Origin of the sequence: Moraxella equi (assembly GCF_002027555.1) — a bacterium.
Lineage (GTDB): Bacteria > Pseudomonadota > Gammaproteobacteria > Pseudomonadales > Moraxellaceae > Moraxella > Moraxella equi.
Genome location: NZ_MXAP01000084.1, coordinates 1 through 20,445 on the forward strand (window position 1 = coordinate 1; position 20,445 = coordinate 20,445).

Sequence of the window (20,445 nt, forward strand, 5' to 3'; positions counted from 1 at the left end):
GGTTGGATTGTATGTTTAAGACAAAAAAGCATTACCGTCACACCTTACAAACCCAAGCAGTAGAAAATCCCAGTCAAGCGTCTTATTTTTGGCTGTTTATGGTTGTGGCGTTGATTTATTTTTTGGGATTTTGGGAATTTTCTGAGACTGCCAACCACAACAGCCGCACTTATTTGGCACGACATGGCAATGAATTTGGTAATTTCATCTTTAAAATCATGACATTATTGTTTGTGATAGAAGGCTTGGCATTATTTATCGTCAATCGGCATTTTGCCAAATTCTTTGATGACATCACGCTCTAATGACACCACTCATACACTCTGCCTAACCGCTCAATCGTCTGACCGACCCACTCTGCAAGCTCATCATCGCTAAAATCATCCAGCTTGTCTTTGTCTATAAATTTGCCCAAGCGATAAAATTCGCCTGCATTTAGCTCCACTTTTTCATCATCAAATTCATGAGCTTGTTTAAAATCGCCATATTCACTAACACGGCTATGCCAAAAATAAAAGTTATCAAACTCCGCCCAATCAATCTCATTTATCCAGTTATTAAACTGCTCCAATGTGCTGTTTGAACTGTTTGCCTTATAAGAATGCCAAGTTAAACAAATAACCAACCTTTGCCGATTTAAAATAAGGGCAATAATCGGAGCATTACCAAGATAGCTATCATATTTATAATAAGCAAAAAAGTGCCGTCTAATTTCCCAGCCATTGCACCAATTCTCAATGTGTGGTTTGGCAAAGTTCATTGGTAAATTTTGATAAACTTTTAAATTAAAGGCTTTAAAAACTTGCCAAGTGGTTTTATGATTGTGTTTAATATTTTCTAAGTCATCTGGGCAATATAGTTTTAAGTCTTTAATTTGAGCATAAGGTTTATTTAAAATATCGGCGTGGGTGGATTTTAGCATAATAAATAATTAAGGTTGTTTATCAAGTTTAAACACATAAGCATAGCCATACCATTTTTCATTGGTATTATAGGTAACACAAACTTTATCGCCAATGGCTAAATTATCATAAATATTTAATTTAAAATTACTTGCATTATTTTCTAAATTAAAAGTATTATGACCCCAAGATGGTTTGTTAATTTGACTGACAATCCCACAAATTTTACTTCGGTTTTTGGCAACAAAATATTGAGCTAAATAATACGATAATCTTGGTGTTAAAAGTATTGTTACGACGATAATAATGGCAAATAAAATATTAAATTGTTCGTCTTGTAATTTTTTATTTTTTTTTGACATAGTTTTCCAAAATATTCATAAAAAGCAAACAAATCCCAAGCACTAAAAGAGCAATCCAACCCTTATAGGTATCATAATGCAACAACAATGATAGTGGCAATAAAATCGCCCAAATGACATAAGTGCTTTTATCTATTTTCATTCACACTTCCCTTTAACCAATTTAAAAAATTAAAACTACTTTGCTCTTTTTGATTATCGCCAAACTCATAAAACTGCATTCCTATTAAATTATCAGGCAAATAATTTTGGGGATAATAATGATTGGGATAATCGTGCGGATAAATATAATCCACACCATAGCCTTGCGATTTCATCAAAGTGGTTACACCATTTCGCAAATGCAATGGCACAGGCGAATTGTCCGTTTTGGCAAATTCTATGGCTTTGTTAATTGCTTTATAACTTTCATTGGATTTTGGCGATGTCGCCAAATAAATCGCCACTTGCCCCAGAATAATTCTTGCTTCGGGCATTCCGATTTCTTTGACACTTCGTAAAGCGGTATCGGCAAGTAATAGGGCATTGGGATTGGCAAGCCCAATGTCTTCGCTCGCTAATATGACCAAACGCCTTGCAATAAAAGCAGGGTCTTCGCCTGCGACAAGCATTCTGGCAAGCCAATAAATAGACGCGTCAGGGTCAGAACCACGCACCGATTTAATAAAGGCGGAAATGATGTCATAATGCATATCGCCGTCTTTGTCATAGCGGACGAGCGTTTGTCCTGCGACTTTACTGATACTGTCAAAATCAATAATAATTGGCTCGCCTTGATAAGCATAAATCGCAAGCTCTAATAGATTTAATGCACGTCTTGCGTCCCCTTGTGCTAACCCATAAATGGGCGAAATGTCATTTAAGACAATCGGTAGTTTTTTTAATTGTTCGTCAATGGTAATCGCCCGTTTGATAATTTGAAAAATCTCATTATCAGATAAAGGTTCTAATTTATAAACTTGGCAACGGGACAATAAAGCATTATTGACACTAAATGATGGATTTTCGGTGGTCGCCCCAATTAGGGTAATTTGCCCACTTTCTACTGCTCCCAATAATGCGTCCTGCTGGGCTTTATTAAAACGATGAATTTCATCAACAAATACCACAGGGGGCGTGGCAAATAAACCGTCACTTGGCGTAAGTATTTTTCTTAATTCTTTGACACCGCTATTGATGGCGGATAAGGGGCGAAATTCTCGCCCCACGCTATTGGCTAATAAACTTGCCAGTGTTGTTTTGCCAATGCCTGCATTGCCGTGCAAAATCATAGACGGCAAATAACCTTCGGCTACCATTTTGGAAATAGGGGCGTTCTCTCCCAATAAATGAGACTGTCCGATGATGTCGTCAAGGGCTTTTGGGCGAATGCGTTCGGCTAGGGGGATTGAAGTTGCCATTTTGGGGTTTTGCACCAGTAATATTGAGAAATTAAATTAACCAAAAATAATAAGGGAATAAATAATAATATCAAATAAAAACTGTCAAAATGTCTTATTACAACAAACATCAAAATATAGGTAATAACAAGATTATAGGTATTGACATTGTTTAATTTTGGATTTATCATAAATTGATGATGACAATTTTGGCAATAAAATTTATCAATTTTTTGATGAAGTCTTTGCGAATGGCAATGTTGACAACAAGGGGCAAATGTATTAAATTTTACCTTTAAATCTTCCAAAGCAACCGAGATATAAAAATCATTTTTAACCAAATCGTAAGTATCTACACCTTTTAAAATAGGCTTACTTTTTAATTTATAATAATGATAATTTTGTAAATTTTTTTCAAATTTATAAATGCTAATGACAATTAACATACACAACAATACAGAAAAAGTTATCCAAAGTTCGGCACTAAAATGAATGTTATCAAAATTGGCAATCAATTCAATAAGCCCAACAAACAATCCCATAATAATAATACTAAAAACTGCATACAGTTTCCATTGATTTTTGATAAAGCGTTGTGAAAATTGCCAAAAAGTCATCTTTTCTAATTCTGGCAAAAAGGGATTAACCAACAAACTTGTTTGGCAATGTGGGCAAAAAATAATCCCTTGATGATAAATCACATCATCAAGCACTTTATGACAGCTTGGGTGTGGGCAAATGGTTGGGGTATTTTTTAACATCTATCAAGTTTCTAATTTTAAATGGTTGGTATAAAGAAATAAACTTTGCTAAAATACCTCATTATACACTTTTTTTAAAAATGATGAAATTAAAAACCTGCCCAATCCGCCCACTTACAGACGGCGAACGCCAAATGGCTCGTTCGGTGTTTGGCGACTCGCTTGCCCTTGATGACATTCGCCTGACGACAGCTTGGTGGGTGCTAAGGAGCTATGCGGTGTCGCCCAATGGTTGGGTGTATTTTCATCAGGACGATTTTTGTGATGATTTTAGCAATCAGCCTTTGCACCTGCGGGCGTGGCTTGTGCACGAGCTGACCCACGTTTGGCAAATTCAGCAAGGAATGGCGGTGGTAAGACGAGCGATATTTAACCGAAAATACCGTTATAAATTTAAAAAAGGCAAATCATTTTTTAAATACGGCATAGAACAACAAGCCAAAATGGTGGAAGATTTTTATATTCAAAGGGAGTTGGGTAAAGATTGTACGGCGTGGCGTGAATGTGTGCCGTTTTTACAAACTTCACACGCCTAACCATCAATCCCCACCCCAGACAATTCCCGAGCCAGTCGCCCTGCGGAGTTGTCGGTTAATCCACCCACAAAATCAAGGGCGGTCAGATAGCCTTGATATAAGGATTGATTGTCCTTAATTTGGTATTCATTGCCCAAAAGTTCTAGTATCAGCGTATGCTTAACGCCCAAGTCTTGCCCTGTGAGTTTGGCGTGAATGGCTGGCACAACCAAATCCAAAATCGCCCCAAGACAGCCAAAACTTGCCACTTCAATGGCAAGTTTGCTTGGGTGTTTGTAGATTTTTTGGCGAGCCAGTTCTTTGGCGTTTTGTAAGCAGTCCTTGACACGATTGTCGCACACGCCAAGCAAATCCTTATGGGCAAATTCCCCTGCCAAAAGCTCATCGTGATACGCCAAAAACCGCTCTTTGACTTCATCAATAGCAAGCCCAATCGCCTTGCCACGCATTGCACCGATACGCTGGGCTAGGTTTGGGATTTTTTGGTATTTGTAAAAATCGTCTTGCAATAAAATACTTAAAATCTCGCCAAATTTATCAGCGTCAATGAGTTCAAGCTCCACCGCATCTTCTAAGTCCAAAATCGCATAACAAATGTCGTCCGCCGACTCCATCAAATACGACAAAGGGTGTCTTGCCCATTTGTCATCACCAAGTTGTTTTAATCCTAACCGCTCGGTAACGGCACGGATTAGGGGCATTTCCGACCCGTAAATGTTAAATTTGACTTGGGACTCTTTATATCAAAACTTCCCCACGGATATTTAAGCAAAGTCCCAAGACTGGCACAGGTCAATCGCATTCCGCCTGCGTTTTGGTACATTTCAAGATTGGCGACAATTCTTAGGCTGTGGGCGTTGCCTTCATAAGTGGTCAAGTCCGCCCGTTCTTTGTCGCTAAGTCCTTGTAAATAATGAGAATTTTTAAAAAACCACTCTCGCAAGGCATCTTCGCCTGTATGCCCAAACGGCGGATTGCCCAAATCGTGCGCCAAGCACGCCACCTGCACCAGCGTGCCGATGTCTTGTAGGCTGATGTTGCCTGGCAACAACCCTTTTTCTGCTAGGCTGACGCCCACGCTGTTGCCCAAACTTCGCCCAACGCTTGCCACTTCTACGCTGTGGGTTAGGCGGTTGTGGGTGTGGTCGGACTTGGCAAGGGGGTGGACTTGGGTTTTTCGCCCCAATTTGCGAAAGGACGATGAAAACACCACACGGTCATAATCAGTATGAAATTGGCTACGAATGGGCGAATGCTCGCCACGCATTTCACAAATTTCGCCATTTTCAATCCATAGACGGTCAGCACAGAGTAAAGATTGCCATTTTTGGTTGGGGGTTATCATTGTCCCATTTTCCTTAATTGGGTTGGTGTATTTTACGATATTCCATTGCCGTTTGGCTAATTTGTTCAATGGATAAATCATTCATTAAATTTTTTGCCAAATGGTATCATTCAAACCAACAAAATTCATATTACCCATTATTTTTGGGTTATTATTTTTTACATAATAAAAATATGTCTTTTGTTGTAAATTTCATTTAAATCATTCCTTCACCGCAAGCGTAACCGTATACGTTTTGCCTTGTTTGATTTTATCAGCATTGCCAAAGACTTCATTAAATGAGCGTTTCATAAAATCCCGAAGTCCGTTAATGGTAACGACATAAAACCGTCCGCCCACTTCCATGCGTTCATAAGCGTCTAGCAGGTACAGATAATGTTGTTCTTTACTTGCCTTGGCAGGTAGGTTGCTCATGACAAGGCTAAATTTTTTGTCTTTATCCACATGATAAAAGCCATTGGAGAGCTGAACGTGAGTATTAGTCAAGCCGTTTTTTTGGCAATTTAAGCGGGCATATTCTACTGCCACAAAGTCTTTATCAATCAAAATATGCTGACCGTTTGGGCATTCACGTCCTGCCGTCATGCCAAGCACGCCATAGCCACAGCCTAAGTCAATGGAATTATCACGAGCCTTAAAATCAATATAATCAAGGAGCATAAGGCTACCGTCATCAAGCTTTTCTGGGCTAAAAATCCCCCAAGTGGTATGAAAGGTAAAGGGCTTACCAAGCACGTCTTGGGTAAAGGTGATGTCTTGTCGCCATTGTTTGGCTTTTGTTTGGAGTTCGGCTAAGGTGGTTTGGTTTGTCATGGGTTTTCTCTAAAATCAAAAGTTTATTATACCCCAATCCCCCCACGCATACCATAGCGATATGAGCAGACAGCTTTTGCCAAAAATGTTACAATGGTATTTTTATTTGGATAATTGGCATGAACATTTCAAAATTTGGCAAAAAATTCACCCAAAACAGTGGCATATTACAACTTATGGACGATTTGGGGAACGCCCTAAACAGCGACAAACCTGTCAATATGTTAGGCGGTGGCAACCCTGCCAATATCGCTTCGGTCAATGACGTGTACCTACAAATGCTCAAAGACAGCATACAAGGCGATGGGGCGGACAGTGTTGCCTTAGAATGTGCCAGCAATTATTCCAATCCGCAGGGCGATGGCAAATTTATCACGGCGTTGGTGGACTTTTTTAATCGCCATTATGATTGGGGCATTACCAAGGACAACATTGCCCTAACCAACGGTTCGCAAAACGCCTTTTTCTATTTGTTTAATCTGTTCGGTGGGGCGTTTGATGATGGCGATAAGTCCATTTTGTTGCCACTTGCCCCTGAATATATCGGCTATGCGGACGCTCATATTGATGGCAAGCATTTTATTGGCATAAAGCCCAAGATTGAGCTGTGCGATTATGACAATCAAGATGGCTTTTTTAAATATAAAGTGGATTTTGACGCCCTAGAAAATTTGGACGCATTAAAAAATAAGCAAATTGGGGCAATTTGCTGTTCTCGCCCGACCAATCCCACAGGCAATGTTTTAACCGATGATGAAATGGCACGACTTGATAACATCGCCCAAACACACAACATTCCCTTGATTATTGATAATGCCTACGGAATGCCGTTTCCTAACATTATCCACACCAAGGCGAATTTGGTGTGGCATGACAATATCATTTTGTGTTTTAGTTTATCAAAAGTGGGGCTGGCTGGCGTGCGGACAGGCATTGTCATTGCCAAACCCGAGATTATCAAGGCAATCAGTAGCCTAAATGCCATTGTCAATCTTGCTCCGTGTCGCTTTGGGGCGAGCATTGTTACGCCACTTATCAACAATGACAAAATCAATGATTTATCATTACAAGAGATTCGCCCGTTTTATTTAAAGCAAGCCCATACCGCCATTGACTTATTAAAACAAGAATTTAAAGATTTCCCCCAAGTCAAAATCCATAAGCCAGAAGGGGCGATATTTTTGTGGATTTGGTTTGAAAATTTACCGATTAGCACGCAAATTTTATATGAAATGCTAAAAGAAAAGGGCACGCTGATTATTCCCAGTGAGCATTTTTTTGTGGGAATTGATACATCTGATTATCGTCATGCTCATGAATGTATTCGCATGAGTATCGCCCAACCTGATGATGTTTTGGAGAAGGGGATAGAGGCGATTGGGGAGGTGGTTCGGGGGGTTTATCTATGACTGAAATTAAAATAAAGAGCATTCAAGATTTTATTAACAGTCTACCCGAGACGAAACATGGTGGGTACACACGGTTTTTTCGTGGTCATCCTGATAAAACTTATGATATAGAACCAAGTATTTATAGGAAAAACAAAGAGACTGACAAAAAAGAATTGATTAAAGGTGAGCATTTAATCATACGAGATGTACTTACTGAATGTGCGGAGTATTTCTCTCCGCATGATACCTTTTTTGATAAATTGGTAAGAATGCAACACTACGGGTATCCGACACGGTTGTTGGATGTTTCATATAGTGCATTGGTTGGTCTGTATTTTGCGGTTAATCAAAACAACGGCATAAATCAGAGGAATATCCAATGTAAAGATTGTCAAGTGGATAATATAATCGATGATGATTTAAAAGATGGCGAAGTTATCATTTTTGACATTCCGAATGATACACTAAAATATCATGATAGCGATACAGTTGCCATTTTATCTGCTCTGTCTTTACAAAATAATGACTTTAATTTAAATGAAATATCTACCATCTCTAAATATTTTTCTAAAAGAGAACAAGCATTATATTTAAAAAATGAAAAAGATATTGCAGAATTCTTAGAATCTGACAGAGGGCGGAGAGACCTATATGACGAAATGCAAAATCTTGTTTATGAAATTGGCAAACTACCTGATTCAAAGAGATAAGATAATTAATCCAATAATTACAAAGACATTCAACAATCAAGAGCATATTGTTAGATTATTAAATGACGTTCGCAACGATAAGCCCTATTTTTTACCAATAATTAATCGTCATGATTTGGAAAAAGTCATTCTAGTAAAACCAAGAGCAAATAATCCTAGGATTGTCCGCCAACAAGGTGGTTTCTTAATTTTTGGCATTCAAGAAAGTAAGGAAGAACAGGCTATCATGGACGAAAATTGGATTGCAACAAAAGAGAAAAGACTAATTATTGACGCTCAATCAAAACAAGGTATTTTAGAACAACTGAGTTCTTTCGGTATCAGTCATCAGACTTTATTTCCTGAATTAGATAGCCAAGCAAGATATATTATTGAACGTCACAAAGATAAATCCACCAAGAATAAATAATCATCTATTGAAAGGTGGAGCGATAATGAGAATTACCCCCTAGGATGATGCTCTTCGTGCAAGGCTTGCAGACGTGCCGTGGCAACATGGGTATAAATCTGCGTGGTGGATAGGTCGCTATGCCCGAGCAAAAGCTGAACGCTACGCAAATCCGCCCCGTGGTTGAGCAGGTGCGTGGCAAAAGCATGGCGAAGCGTGTGCGGTGAGATGTCGGTTTTGATACCCGCCAAGAGAGCGTATTTTTTAATCAAATGCCAAAAGTTATGGCGGGTCATATACCCCCCCTGCTCGGTCAAAAACACCGCTTGGCAGTCACCGCCCTTTGTGCCGACCTTACCGCTTTTGCCAGCGGTCAGTTCATAACGGCGGACAAGATAGCTTTGTAGAGCGTTGTGGGCGTATTCGCCAAGCGGAATCAGGCGAGTCTTTCCACCCTTACCTGTCACTTGGAGCCAGCCTGCGTTTAGGTTTAGCTCATCGAGCGACAGATTGACCAGCTCTGATACACGCAGACCACAGGCATACATGACTTCGAGCATGGCTTTATCACGCAATCCTAATATCGTCGCTAAGTCAGGCGTGCCAAGCAGTCTGGTGATGTCGTCTTCGGATAGGGTCTTGGGCAGGGGTTTGTCGGCTTTGGGGTTTTTGATGTTCTCACAGGGGTTGTCATCACGCACCCCATCTCCCACCTGCCATAAGAAAAACTGGCGTAAACTTGCGAGCATTCTCGCCTGCGTGCGTGGCGATTTGCCTTGGTTTTGTAGATACACCAAGCACCCTGCTACGTCCGTCTCTTGCCAATCAGGCAATGCTCGCTCACTGCTTGCCATGCAAGTACGCAAATCACGAATGTAAGCGTTACGGGTGCGTGTGGCAAGTCCCCGAGCGAGCATGTTAATGCGAAATTCGGTCAGATATTCTGGGTCGGTGTCGGTGGTCGTCAAGGACGGCAGGCGGGGCTTGGTGGCTCGGGTTTTGCTCATGGTCGGATACGGTGCTGATATTGGGGGTATTGTAACAAACTTTGGGGGATGATTAAATGGTTTTTGGGTGGCGTGACTGTCTTTTATCATGCAATGTGCATTTTAAAAAAAATTTTAAAGATAAATAAGGCTTGACTGTTTTTAAAATTTTACATCATCTGCCTTTAATCCCCCAAATCCGCCCCCATGTAGCCTATTAAATTTTTAACACAAATAGGCACCCTTATGGCAAGCACCCTAAACACCGCAGAAGAAATCATTGCCGACATCAAAGCAGGCAAAATGGTCATCTTAATGGACGATGAAGACCGTGAGAACGAAGGCGACATCGTCATGGCAGCGGTTCATGTCAAGCCGTCCGACATCAACTTTATGATTACTCACGCTCGTGGGCTGGTGTGTTTGACTCTATCCGAAGCCCGTTGCCGTCAGCTTGAACTGCCCCTAATGAGCGACAAAAACGGGGCGAAGTTTAGCACCAACTTTACCCTATCCATCGAAGCTAGCGAGGGCGTAACCACAGGCATATCCGCCGCCGACCGTGCCAGAACCGTGCAGGCAGCCGTCGCCCCCTTTGCCAAACCCACCGACATCGTCCAACCTGGGCATATCTTCCCCATCATGGCAAAACAAGGCGGCGTGCTACATAGGGCAGGTCATACCGAAGCAGGCTGCGACCTAGCACGCCTTGCAGGGCTTGAACCTGCGGCGGTGATTTGTGAGATTATCAAGCCTGATGGCGAGATGGCACGTCGTGATGACTTAGAACTCTTTGCCAAAGAACATGGGCTTAAAATCGGCACCATCGCCGACCTTATCCACTATCGCATGACCAACGAGCAGACCGTGGAAGTAATCGATGAGCGGGACTTTGCCAGTGAATTTGGGGCGTTCAAACTCTACCGTTTTAGAGAATATGGGGCGGATGAGATCCACATCGCCCTAGTCAAAGGCGACCCAAGCCGTGGCGTGGCGACCGTGCGAGTCCATGCCCTAAACCCCCTAAAAGACCTGTTTGGGCACACTGACAGCAAGCACAGTTGGGACATTCGCTCAGCACTGGCTCAAATCGGGCAAAGCGAGCAAGGCGTGTTCGTGTGGATTGACTCAGGGCGTGCTGTCGATGTCAGCGGTGTGTTGGATAAATGCCAAGCCAATGTCAGCGTACACGAAAGTAGCGAGCCTTATCGCAGTATCGGTGTTGGAGCCCAAATCCTAAAACAGCTTGGCGTCAAAGACATGCGACTTCTATCAAGCTCTGCCAAATTTAACGTGTCGGGCTTTGATTTGAATATCGTGGAAGTTGTGCCACGTTGATTAGGGCGTGCCTGCCCTTTATAACACTATTTACAACATAGAAATATTTTGGAAATAAAATAATGTTTTTGCATGAAAAATGGCTAAATCTTGTGGCTCGAAGGAAAAAGCTTGTTTGATAGAATGACCATCAAACTTCACTTTTTCCTTGAAAAACGGGCGATTTTTCACATTTTTCATTGCAAATACAAGCAGGTACACCCTATTGGTTTAAAATAACAAAAAAATCGGATAAGTTATTATCCGATTTTTTATTTTTACTTTATCTGATTTATCTCACATAACATCCATCAAACCAATGCCGACAAGATATTACCGCCCACAATGCGAATGCCCATCTCCAAAAGTGCCAACACCAAAATGGCAACCAATGTCGAAAAGTCAAGCATGCCCAGATTGGGCGTGATTTTGCGAAATGGGGCGACAATCGGCTCTGCCATCTGCATGATAAGCTCCATGAGTGGATGCATGACCTGAAACAGCATGATGACCCAGCTTAGAATGACCGACGCAAACACGATATACTGAAACATATCAATGAGCGAGAGTATCGCCGTCAAACTGCCACTAAAAAACAGTACAAGCGGGGTCATGGGCTTACCCAAAATACTCGCCATGCCTGCAATCTTGATAAAGGTCAAAAGTAGCATCAGCACCACCGCCGATGTACTAAATCGCCCCTTACCCAAATCAGGAAAAATCCGCCCAAACAGCGTAACCACTGCCGAGAGCATGTAGGTAACTTTGGCATAAGGGTGCTTGGGGTCAATCTCAGCGAACTGAAACATAAACCTTAAAAAACAAATGATTAAGGCAAAATTGACAACGACATTAAAAATAATGGTAATCGGTTCATTCATAAGTGGTAGTTTCTATCATCAGTCATTGTTAAAATGATGTGGGTAAATCATTATGGGGTTAATTTTTGGACAATTATTTTTAAAAAAACGGTATAAATTGTCGGGTGTATGATACGCACTGTTTTGGTTAATTTATCAATAAATTTCAATCATTTATCATCAAATAACGCACCCAGCTCCACACTTCTGTCATAACACGCCACCATCGCCCGCCCAAACGCACCGCCCACGCCATCACGCTCCAACGAAGCCAACGCCTGTGCGGTCGTTCCGCCTTTTGATGTTACGCTCATACGCAGTGCCTGTGGGTCGCCATCTTTGGCAAGTAGTCCTGCCCCTATCATGCTCTGCACCGCCAAACGATGAGCGTCATCGGCAACGAGCCCCATCTCTACCGCTTGGGCGGTCATGTGTTCTAGCATATAAAAAAAGTACGCAGGAGCAGAGCCCGCCACCGCCGTAACAGCGTGCAGTTTGGTCTCATCGTCCACCCACACCGCCACGCCACAGCTCGCCATGACTGTCTCGCACACATCCTTATCGGACGGGCTTGCCGTCTTGTCGGCATACAGCCCTGTCGCCCCTGCACCCACCGCAGACGGTAGGTTTGGCATGGCACGCACCACACGCCCACAGCCTAAGGCTCGTTGGAGTGTCGCGCATGGCACGCCTGCCAGCACCGACAAGACGAGCTTGTCCGCCAAATATGGGGCAAGGCTTGGAGCAACATCCATCAGCACTTGGGGCTTGATAGCAAGCACTACCACGTCCGCCTTTGTTATTAGCTCATGGGCGGTGTCAGGCGTGGCGGTCAATACGCCTTGACTGGCGAACCGCTCTCGTTTATCGGCATTTTTGTCCGACACGCCAACAGTTAAGGTTAAATCATGGCAACGTTTGGAGGTCAATAACCCCCCAATCATCGCCCCTGCCATGTTACCGCCACCGATGAATACCACTGTTTTGTCTTGTAATGCGTGAAAGTCCGTCATGTTGCCCTGCCATTACCCTTTAAAATTCTAACCAATCCGCCATTTTACATGAAATGCCCTAATTGTGCAAAAATTTCATGTCCTATCCACCACAAGCAACGTCCGCCCCCACCGCCCATCATCAAACACCCCACGCAAGGCGTAAAACATAGCACTGTCAGTCAGCCACCACTTATCCATACTCATCACAAGTACCATCTCATCATGAACATACAGCCCCCACAGATTGGCACGGTGCCATGTGGGAATGCTTAGGCGTTGGTAGAGTTTTTTACCGCCAAGTTTGGTAAAGCCGATTTGGGTTTTGCCATCCTTATCCACATACGGCTCATAAATCCGCAACCGCTCATCACGGCTCACAGGCTGAATATAAGCTGATTTATCCATCAACAACTCACGCAAACCATCATGAAAATCCATAAAAATGGCAAGTTTGGTATTTTGTTTTAGGATAATTTTAGATGAATTTAGGGCGATTTTATCATCGCTCATCTCATCTTGTAATAACACAAACAGCTCATGATGATAGCGGTATAGGGTATTTTTATAACGGCACAACACCACCGACCTGCCATTACCACCCACGTCATCGCCATCACCACCTTGCCAAAAAATCTCTGTACTATGGTCGCCATCATCACGAGCGGTCAATGCTAGGGTATCGCTGACGGTCTGATAACTGGGCGGTAAGGGATTATCCGCTTGCACAAAAAACCGCACCACCGCCGACCGCTCATGTGCTGAGAGCAGGCGTAATGCGTAAATGTCCAAACAGCCCACAAAAGGCGTGTGGGGCGTGGCAAGGATGCATTTTTTAACCAACTCAAACACCGTTTCACTGATGAGTGCGTGAGCGTCATTCATAAGATGAGCGGTGCGAGCGATGTTTTGGCGGACTTTTGGGTTTAGGGCAGTTAGGCGTGGCAGGATGTCGTTACGGATAAGACTGCGAGCATTGTCGGTCGTCTCATTGGTCGGGTCGTCCACATAGGGCAAGGCGTGGGCGTGGGCAAATGCGGTAATCTCTTGCCGAGATACACCGAGCAAGGGGCGATGTAGGTTCATTGTCCGCCCTTGTACGGTTTTGGTGCTCCATGCTCTCATGCCTGATAAGCCCTGCACGCCTACTCCATTAACCAGTCGCATAAGCACCGTCTCGGCTTGGTCATCGGCATGATGAGCCACCAATAGCACGCCATCGTCCACCATCGCCCCCATGAGTGCTTGATAACGGGCCGTGCGTGCCGATGTTTCGGTTTTTTTGGTAAGGGTTAAGGGCAAAATTCGCCAGTCAAATCCATGCTCGTCTGCCCACGCTCCCACCAGTCTCGCCCAGTCGTCATTTGCCTGTTGTATGCCGTGATGAACGTGCAGTAGCGTGGGTAGCCTGTCCAATCTACCCTGCTGATACAACAGATAACAGCCATACGCCAGAGCGAGCGAGTCTCGCCCACCACTACACGCCACATATAAAGGATAAGGCACGTCATTTAGGGCGGACAAGGCGGACAAAATGGGGCAAGCGGTCATCTTACACCGCCAAATCCGCCAAATCACCCTTACTTTCCAGCCACGCCTTGCGGTCGGACGCTCGTTTCTTTGCCAAAAGCATGTCCATAACGCTACTTGTCGAAGTAAAATCATCAATGTCAAGCTGTACCAAACGTCGAGTATCAGGGTTCATGGTCGTCTCACGCAAATGGTCGGGGTTCATCTCGCCCAAGCCCTTAAAGCGGGTGATTTGCGGTTTGCCTTTGGATTTGGTTTTTTTCAAAATGGCGTTTAATTCATCATCGTCCAAGGCATAATGCACGTCCTTGCCAATGTCAATGCGATATAGTGGGGGCATGGCGACAAACAAATGCCCTGCTTCCACAAGCGAACGAAAATGCTTGACAAACAACGCACAAATTAGCGTGGCAATGTGTAAGCCGTCCGAGTCTGCGTCCGCTAGGATACAGATTTTGTCATAGCGTAATTCTGATAAGTCATCAGACGCTGGGTCTACGCCTATGGCAATGGCAATGTCGTGTATCTCTTGGCTAGATAATACGGTGTCGTGTGAAACCTCCCATGTGTTTAGGATTTTGCCACGCAGGGGCAGTATCGCCTGAAAATGGCGGTCTCGAGCTTGTTTGGCAGACCCGCCTGCACTGTCGCCCTCCACCAAAAACAGCTCCGCTCCGTCCTTAAATTCGCCCTTACAATCGGCTAGTTTCCCCGGTAAGGCAGGGCCTTGGGTGATTTTTTTGCGGGCGACTTTTTGGGCGGATTTGAGCCGTTTGCCAGCTTTACTAATGGCAAGCTCGGCAATGGCTTTGGCGGTGTCGGGGTGGGCGTTTAGCCACAGACTAAATGCGTCTTTGGCAAAGGTCTGCACGAGTGGGGACGCTTCACGGCTTGATAGGCGTTCTTTGGTTTGACCACTAAACTGTGGCTCGGCAAATTTTAAGGACAAGATATAATTGACCCCGTCCCACACGTCATCGGCAGTTAGGCGGACGTTTCTGGGCAACATACTATGAATTTCACAAAACTCACGCAGTGCGTCCGTAATGCCCGTGCGTAGCCCATTGACGTGCGTACCGCCTTGTGCGGTGGGGATTAGGTTTACATAGCTTTCCGTGATGGGCGTGCCTGATTCAGGTAGCCACGCTATGGCAAAAGTCGCCCCACCACGTTCGCCCCCTGTCGGCTCTTGACTAAAATAAAATGGCTTATCAGGGATAATGGCAAGCTCGCCAAGCTGCTCGGTGAGATACTGCACCACGCCGTCTGTGTATTGCCAGCTTGCGCTGTCGGACGGTTCGGGCTCACTCACAAAGTCAATTTTTAGCCCTGCTGATAGCACAGCCTTGGCTTTTAGGTTGTGTTTTAAAGATTTAATTGAGAATTTGGGATTGTCAAAATACTGCTCATCTACCCAAAATCGCACCTGTGTGCCACGTTTTTTCTTACTAGGGGACGGCTCGCTTGTCAAAGGCGTTGTCGGTACGCCATTCTCAAAACTCATCTGATGCTGCGTGCCGTCTCGCCACACCACCACGTCCACACGCTTGGATAAGGCATTGACCACGCTGATACCCACACCATGCAGACCGCCACTAATGGCATAATTGTCCGTGCTAAACTTGCCCCCTGCGTGCAGGCGTGTCAAGATAAGCTCCACGCCCGACTGATTAAATTCAGGGTGAATGTCGGTCGGCATACCCCGTCCGTCATCAAGCACCGACAGCGAGCCGTCAGCGTGCAGGGTAACGGTAATGTGCTTGGCGTGCCCTGCCAACGCCTCGTCCACCGAGTTGTCAATCACCTCTTGGGCAAGGTGGTTGGGGCGTGTGGTGTCGGTGTACATACCAGGGCGACGGCGAACAGGTTCTAGCCCTTCTAGGACTTCTAGGTTTTGGGTGGTGTATTTGGTCATTGTGCTTTTATGAATCGATAAAATTAAAGTATTGTAACCGATTTTGGCAGATATTTAAATTTGATGATTAAAATTCTTACCAGTCAGCTAGCCCCCAAAACTCTTCCTAAAACTTTGCGGACTGACACCAAAACGCGCCTTAAATTGCATTCGCAAATTGCTTGCCGTGCCAAAACCTGTCTTATCTGCGATGATTTCAATCGGCAAATCCGTGCTTTCCAAATAGTCTTGCACTTTTGCCAAACGCTTGGCGGTCAGCCACTGGCTCAAAGTCATTTGCGTGGCGGTTTTAAAATAGCGGTTAAAACTTCTTTTGGACAAATGCATCCTGTTTGCCAAATCGTCCAATTTATGATTATCCGCCAAATTGTCGCTTAAAAATTGCAATAACTCATTGATTTTTTCGTCTTTGGCGTGGCTAATCGGGCTGATGGCATTAAACTGGGCTTGACCGCCTTCTCGGTGTGGTGCGGAAACCAAATGTCTGGCAAGCTCATTGGCAATCTTCGCCCCATACAGCGTACGAATAAAATACAAGCAACAATCCAAGCCCGCAAACGCCCCTACCGATGTCAAAATATTGCCGTCATCAATATAAAGCCGATTGCTATCTAATTGAATTTATGGGAATTTTTCTTTAAATGCTCGCTCGCCTGCCCAATGGGTTACCACTGTTTTGCCCTGCAAAATATCAGCAAAAGCAAGCACAAAAGTGCCATAACACAGCCCAATGATTTTTTTGCCCTGTGCGTGGGCGGTTTGTAATTTTTGGCAGAGTTTGGTATTTGGTACATCGCCGACAAAGCCACTAATCACAATGATGTCCGCCATATCCAATAGCGACAAATCGCCACCTGCCGCAATTTTTGCCCCAAATTCGCTAAAAATCGCCTTGCCATTGTCGCTACACACCGCAAAATCAAACAGCTTTTGCCCTTGATAAGTGGCTTGAAATAGTGAAAAGGGAATATTAAAAACAAAATCGTTACAGCCGTTTTGAGCGTAAAGGGTGAGTTTTGGCGGTTGGTTGCTAAAAATCATTGCTTTTTATTCAAGATTTCAAGAATTTTTCGATGACGAATACCTTGGTCAAAATTTTGCAATTCTGTATTGTCTTTGATAATATTGCCTTGTTTGTCAATTTTAATCCATTCGCCATTTAATTTGGCGTCCGTTGTTTCACTGTCTTTAAAATCGCTAATAAAATCATAAATCATCGGAATAACAAGCTCGCCTTTGGCATTGATTGCCCCCCATTGATTGCCAATTCTTACACTGGCAATGCCATTAAAAAATTTAGTGGTTTCATCATAATGAAATGGAATCACCAATATTCCTGTTTTATCAATAAATCCGCTTTTATTATCCATCACAACAACCGCCAAACCTTCTCTAAAATCTGACGCATTATCATATTGAAAATCAATGGCAATTTGACCCGCTTTATCCATAAAGCCAATTTTAGAATTTTTCTTAACAACCACAAATCCTTCTTTAAATTCACTAATCACTTCTATGTTATTGGGAATTTGAATGACAATATCGCCTTGATAATTGATAAAAAAGTTTTTCCATCTTTTTCAACTTTCGCCAAACCATCGCTAAATAAATTTGCATCATCATAAATCAATGGAATGACAAGATTGCCAGATAAATCCACAAATCCTGATTTTTCGCCCTTTTCAGCACGCGAAAACCCCTCATAAGGACAAGAAATATAATCAAACTTGTGTTTGTTTGGTGGTCGTTTGCAAGTATCAGCGTGGCTATTTTGTGAAAATAACAAAGGCGATACCATTGCCAAAAAATAGGGGATTTTTTTAAGAGATGGAAATTTCATTTTGTTCCCTATGTGAAAAAAATATGGATTTATTATACCAACTTTCACATCAAAATAAAAATGGCAAAATCCTTGTGTTGATTGGCAATATTGCCTATTTTAGCACAGCCCCAAATTCTTTAAAATACGCACCAATCTTAACCGTATTGGAGCTTTAAAATGCTAAAAAAACTTACCCTTACCGCTCTTGCCTTAACAATGAGCTTATCAGCTTTTGCCCTTGACAGTTATCAGCACATTCGTAATGCTACCGCCAAAATTGAGTATGCAGGACAAACCTTTTTGATAGACCCATTTTTTGCCAAAAAAGAAGCGATGGCAGGCTTTGAAGGCACTTTTAACAGTCATTTGCGTATGCCTTTGATTGACTTGCCGATGTCTACCAATGAGACTTTAAAAGGTGTAGATGCAGTTATCGTAACCCATACCCACGAAGACCATTGGGACGAAGCTGCTCAAAAATCCATTCCCAAGCATTTGCCGATTTTTGTACAAAATGAAAGCGATGCCAAACTTATCCGCTCGCAAGGCTTTAAAAATGTACAAGTTTTGCGCGAAAAATCGGTGTTTAATGGGGTGGAACTCCATAAAACAGGTGGTTCACACGGTACAGAACAAATGTACTCCAATCCACAAATGGCACAGCTTTTGGGCGAAGCAATGGGCGTAGTCATCAAAAAAGACGGACACAAAACTACCTACATTATGGGAGATACGGTGTGGACGGCTGATGTGAATAAAGCCTTGCACAAATATCAGCCAGAATTTTTGGTCATGAATACAGGTTTTGCTCGCATTAACGGCTTGTCCGACAGCATTATTATGGGCGTGGAAGATGTGCTAAAAGCCACGCAAATCGCCCCGAACGCCAAAATAATCACCGTGCATATGGACACGGTCAATCATACCGCCGTTAGCCGTGAAGACATGGCAAAATTTGTGATTGGTGAAAAAATTGCCGATTAAGCATTCCAAAAGACGGGGAAGTGATTAAGCTTAAATAACGCACAAAAAACACCGCTTATAAATAAGTAGTGTTTTTTGTGGTCAATTGATGCGCTTTACAAGGGTAAATTGCAATTTGCCCCTACCGATGTTTGGGTAAGTTGTGTATCGATTTTGTTTGCTCAATCCACTCATTTGCTCTCAAAATACGCCATTTTATCCCGATAAAACGACCCCAAATAATAAGTCTTACCCACAGGCAACACGGTAGAAACGCCACTAAAATCTTTGCTGTATTTGCCTTGATACAAAGGCGTGATTGCTAAATTATTGGGGTTAATCGTGGTAATGTGAAAATCTTTTAAACAATCATAAGTCATTGTCTCGCCACAATTTTGGGTGCGAGACCCTGCGGTAATCAGCTTATCGCCCGCCCAATGCAGATTGTCAAATACGCCATAATTAAGCTCGCTGGTGGCGACTACTTTGGCGGGGTTGGTGTTGGTTAATTTGCTTAACTTTTTCATATGGGCGACATAGATAAATTTGCCGTCTTTGGAGAGTTCAATGCCGTTGTTGCCGTTAAATTCCGTGCCTTGCAATTTTTCAAATTTTTGTGTGGTCGGTGTCCAGCGATAGACCGCCCCTGTGGTTTTGCCTGCAAACATATCTTCAAGCGTGTTGTGGGGGTGCATCATCACGGTGGTGTAAATCGCCCCGTCCGCCCCTGATACCACGCTGTTGCCTGCCAAATATCTGCCCTTGTCATCTTTGGGCATTGGCACATTGCCAAGCCAAGTAATGCTCGGTGCGGCGGTGTTGGCATTGACTTCAAAAATTTCAATGGTTTCACGGGCAATATTTTTGTCAAAACCGTTGTGATTGACCGCATACAAAAGCGACTTGCCACCGCCAATCGCACGAATGCTCAAACCGTGAATTTGCATTTCATCGGCGTGCGGTTGTGGCTGGCTGTTTTTAAACTCCGCAGACGGGGCGGACGCTTTGGGGGCAATCAGGCGAGCGGTGGTTTTGCTTTGACTGTCAATCAAATACAAACCGCTGTGGTGGGTCATACCGCTTGCGATAATCCATTTGGAATTGGGAATTTGCACCAAATCTTCGGGGCTTTTTAGGTTTTCAATATAGCTTAATTGAGCGACTTCTTTGGCGGTGCTGATGTTTGCCGTGCTGATGTTTGTTGTTTGGGTGCTTGGCGTGCTGTGAATGGCTTGGTTGATTGGCGTACACGCCACGCCCAAAGTGGCAAGGGTTAGGGCAAGGGCGGTGCTGGCGAATGTTTTCATCATTTTTCTCTTTAAAATAAATGGAATGGGCGTATTATAAGATTTAATTTTTAAAATTTGAATGGTTAAAAATGGGAAGTTGGTTTTCGTTTTTGGAAAGGTTATTTAAAAAATCCATTTTCAGGCTGGCTGAAAGTTATTTTGCCCTTGAATCATCAAACTAACT

25 protein-coding genes are annotated in these 20,445 nt (G+C 43.4%); 7 read left to right on the forward strand and 18 right to left on the reverse strand.

The window, feature by feature from the left end:
* Positions 1-305, forward strand: a 305-nt coding sequence (locus B5J93_RS08640; RefSeq protein WP_211278865.1) for a hypothetical protein, incomplete at its 5' end; no start/stop codon positions are given.
* Here B5J93_RS08640 and B5J93_RS08645 read toward each other — a convergent pair.
* From B5J93_RS08645 to B5J93_RS08660, 5 genes are read right to left on the reverse strand one after another with little or no spacing between them, the layout of a single operon-like run.
* A complete protein-coding gene (locus B5J93_RS08645; protein WP_079326026.1) occupies positions 302-922 on the reverse strand; it encodes an HI_0552 family protein in 621 nt (206 codons plus the stop codon). The two genes, B5J93_RS08640 and B5J93_RS08645, sit on opposite strands and share 4 nt — an antisense overlap.
* A gap of 9 nt (positions 923-931) precedes the next feature.
* Positions 932-1,264 carry a hypothetical protein gene (locus B5J93_RS08650; RefSeq protein ID WP_079326027.1) on the reverse strand — a complete coding sequence of 111 codons (333 nt, stop codon included), beginning with the start codon at positions 1,262-1,264 and terminating at the stop codon, positions 932-934.
* The gene (locus B5J93_RS13545; RefSeq protein ID WP_158080717.1) at positions 1,248-1,406 is read right to left on the reverse strand and encodes a hypothetical protein; all 159 of its coding nucleotides are present in this window, start codon (positions 1,404-1,406) and stop codon (positions 1,248-1,250) included. Before B5J93_RS13545 ends, B5J93_RS08650 begins: the two co-directional genes overlap by 17 nt.
* Positions 1,393-2,664: a replication-associated recombination protein A gene (locus B5J93_RS08655; RefSeq protein ID WP_079326028.1), complete on the reverse strand. Its 1,272-nt coding sequence runs from the start codon at positions 2,662-2,664 to the stop codon at positions 1,393-1,395. The genes B5J93_RS13545 and B5J93_RS08655 overlap by 14 nt, the downstream gene beginning before the upstream one ends.
* A complete protein-coding gene (locus B5J93_RS08660; protein WP_079326029.1) occupies positions 2,643-3,404 on the reverse strand; it encodes a hypothetical protein in 762 nt (253 codons plus the stop codon). Before B5J93_RS08660 ends, B5J93_RS08655 begins: the two co-directional genes overlap by 22 nt.
* 80 nt (positions 3,405-3,484) lie before the next feature.
* Between B5J93_RS08660 and B5J93_RS08665 the strand changes: the two genes are divergently transcribed.
* Positions 3,485-3,940, forward strand: coding sequence for a type IV secretion protein Rhs (locus tag B5J93_RS08665; RefSeq protein WP_338065640.1), 456 nt, complete (start codon positions 3,485-3,487; stop codon positions 3,938-3,940).
* On the opposite strand, the gene B5J93_RS13800 is transcribed toward B5J93_RS08665, so the two are convergent.
* The 3 genes from B5J93_RS13800 to B5J93_RS08675 form a co-directional block, all read right to left on the reverse strand.
* Positions 3,937-4,641, reverse strand: coding sequence for a hypothetical protein (locus tag B5J93_RS13800; protein WP_211278866.1), 705 nt, complete (start codon positions 4,639-4,641; stop codon positions 3,937-3,939). The genes B5J93_RS08665 and B5J93_RS13800 overlap by 4 nt on opposite strands.
* Entirely contained in the window at positions 4,632-5,285 is a 654-nt protein-coding gene (gene dgt, locus B5J93_RS13805; protein ID WP_211278867.1) for a dGTP triphosphohydrolase, read from the reverse strand. Before dgt ends, B5J93_RS13800 begins: the two co-directional genes overlap by 10 nt.
* Before the next feature lie 201 nt (positions 5,286-5,486).
* Complete coding sequence (locus tag B5J93_RS08675; RefSeq protein WP_079326030.1) at positions 5,487-6,098, reverse strand: class I SAM-dependent methyltransferase; 612 nt, start codon at positions 6,096-6,098, stop codon at positions 5,487-5,489.
* Positions 6,099-6,217: 119 nt separating this feature from the next.
* Between B5J93_RS08675 and B5J93_RS08680 the strand changes: the two genes are divergently transcribed.
* The 3 genes from B5J93_RS08680 to B5J93_RS08690 are packed head-to-tail and all read left to right on the forward strand — an operon-like array spanning position 6,218 to position 8,608.
* A complete protein-coding gene (locus B5J93_RS08680; RefSeq protein WP_079326031.1) occupies positions 6,218-7,507 on the forward strand; it encodes a valine--pyruvate transaminase in 1,290 nt (429 codons plus the stop codon).
* Positions 7,504-8,199, forward strand: coding sequence for an FRG domain-containing protein (locus tag B5J93_RS08685; RefSeq protein WP_079326032.1), 696 nt, complete (start codon positions 7,504-7,506; stop codon positions 8,197-8,199). The genes B5J93_RS08680 and B5J93_RS08685 overlap by 4 nt, the downstream gene beginning before the upstream one ends.
* Positions 8,165-8,608 (forward strand): hypothetical protein, encoded by a 444-nt coding sequence (locus B5J93_RS08690; protein WP_079326033.1) that lies wholly within the window; start codon positions 8,165-8,167, stop codon positions 8,606-8,608. Before B5J93_RS08685 ends, B5J93_RS08690 begins: the two co-directional genes overlap by 35 nt.
* 32 nt (positions 8,609-8,640) lie before the next feature.
* Here B5J93_RS08690 and xerD read toward each other — a convergent pair whose 3' ends face one another.
* Complete coding sequence (gene xerD, locus B5J93_RS08695; protein WP_079326043.1) at positions 8,641-9,594, reverse strand: site-specific tyrosine recombinase XerD; 954 nt, start codon at positions 9,592-9,594, stop codon at positions 8,641-8,643.
* Positions 9,595-9,819: 225 nt separating this feature from the next.
* Between xerD and ribBA the strand changes: the two genes are divergently transcribed.
* Complete coding sequence (gene ribBA / locus B5J93_RS08700) at positions 9,820-10,911, forward strand: bifunctional 3,4-dihydroxy-2-butanone-4-phosphate synthase/GTP cyclohydrolase II (RefSeq protein WP_079326034.1); 1,092 nt, start codon at positions 9,820-9,822, stop codon at positions 10,909-10,911.
* 290 nt (positions 10,912-11,201) lie between these two features.
* On the opposite strand, the gene B5J93_RS08705 is transcribed toward ribBA, so the two are convergent.
* The 8 genes from B5J93_RS08705 to B5J93_RS08735 form a co-directional block, all read right to left on the reverse strand.
* Positions 11,202-11,699 carry a YggT family protein gene (locus B5J93_RS08705; RefSeq protein ID WP_228144909.1) on the reverse strand — a complete coding sequence of 166 codons (498 nt, stop codon included), beginning with the start codon at positions 11,697-11,699 and terminating at the stop codon, positions 11,202-11,204.
* A gap of 221 nt (positions 11,700-11,920) precedes the next feature.
* The gene (gene proC, locus B5J93_RS08710; RefSeq protein ID WP_079326036.1) at positions 11,921-12,763 is read right to left on the reverse strand and encodes a pyrroline-5-carboxylate reductase; all 843 of its coding nucleotides are present in this window, start codon (positions 12,761-12,763) and stop codon (positions 11,921-11,923) included.
* A 75-nt stretch (positions 12,764-12,838) separates the two neighbouring features.
* Positions 12,839-14,407 carry a tRNA lysidine(34) synthetase TilS gene (tilS, locus tag B5J93_RS08715; RefSeq protein WP_079326037.1) on the reverse strand — a complete coding sequence of 523 codons (1,569 nt, stop codon included), beginning with the start codon at positions 14,405-14,407 and terminating at the stop codon, positions 12,839-12,841.
* Positions 14,295-16,187 (reverse strand): DNA topoisomerase IV subunit B, encoded by a 1,893-nt coding sequence (gene parE, locus B5J93_RS08720; RefSeq protein WP_079326038.1) that lies wholly within the window; start codon positions 16,185-16,187, stop codon positions 14,295-14,297. Before parE ends, tilS begins: the two co-directional genes overlap by 113 nt.
* An 87-nt stretch (positions 16,188-16,274) precedes the next feature.
* A complete protein-coding gene (locus B5J93_RS13810; protein WP_211278868.1) occupies positions 16,275-16,724 on the reverse strand; it encodes a GlxA family transcriptional regulator in 450 nt (149 codons plus the stop codon).
* Positions 16,725-16,808: 84 nt separating this feature from the next.
* Positions 16,809-17,228: a DJ-1/PfpI family protein gene (locus B5J93_RS13815; RefSeq protein WP_211278869.1), complete on the reverse strand. Its 420-nt coding sequence runs from the start codon at positions 17,226-17,228 to the stop codon at positions 16,809-16,811.
* Positions 17,225-17,671: a WG repeat-containing protein gene (locus tag B5J93_RS08730; RefSeq protein WP_158080719.1), complete on the reverse strand. Its 447-nt coding sequence runs from the start codon at positions 17,669-17,671 to the stop codon at positions 17,225-17,227. Before B5J93_RS08730 ends, B5J93_RS13815 begins: the two co-directional genes overlap by 4 nt.
* A 29-nt stretch (positions 17,672-17,700) precedes the next feature.
* Positions 17,701-17,973: a WG repeat-containing protein gene (locus B5J93_RS08735; protein ID WP_158080720.1), complete on the reverse strand. Its 273-nt coding sequence runs from the start codon at positions 17,971-17,973 to the stop codon at positions 17,701-17,703.
* 213 nt (positions 17,974-18,186) lie between these two features.
* Between B5J93_RS08735 and B5J93_RS08740 the strand changes: the two genes are divergently transcribed.
* On the forward strand, positions 18,187-18,993 hold the full coding sequence (locus B5J93_RS08740) for an MBL fold metallo-hydrolase (protein ID WP_115237190.1): 807 nt from the start codon (positions 18,187-18,189) through the stop codon (positions 18,991-18,993).
* A 170-nt stretch (positions 18,994-19,163) separates the two neighbouring features.
* On the opposite strand, the gene B5J93_RS08745 is transcribed toward B5J93_RS08740, so the two are convergent.
* Positions 19,164-20,279 (reverse strand): SMP-30/gluconolactonase/LRE family protein, encoded by a 1,116-nt coding sequence (locus B5J93_RS08745; protein WP_158080721.1) that lies wholly within the window; start codon positions 20,277-20,279, stop codon positions 19,164-19,166.
* Positions 20,280-20,445: the final 166 nt, after the last annotated feature.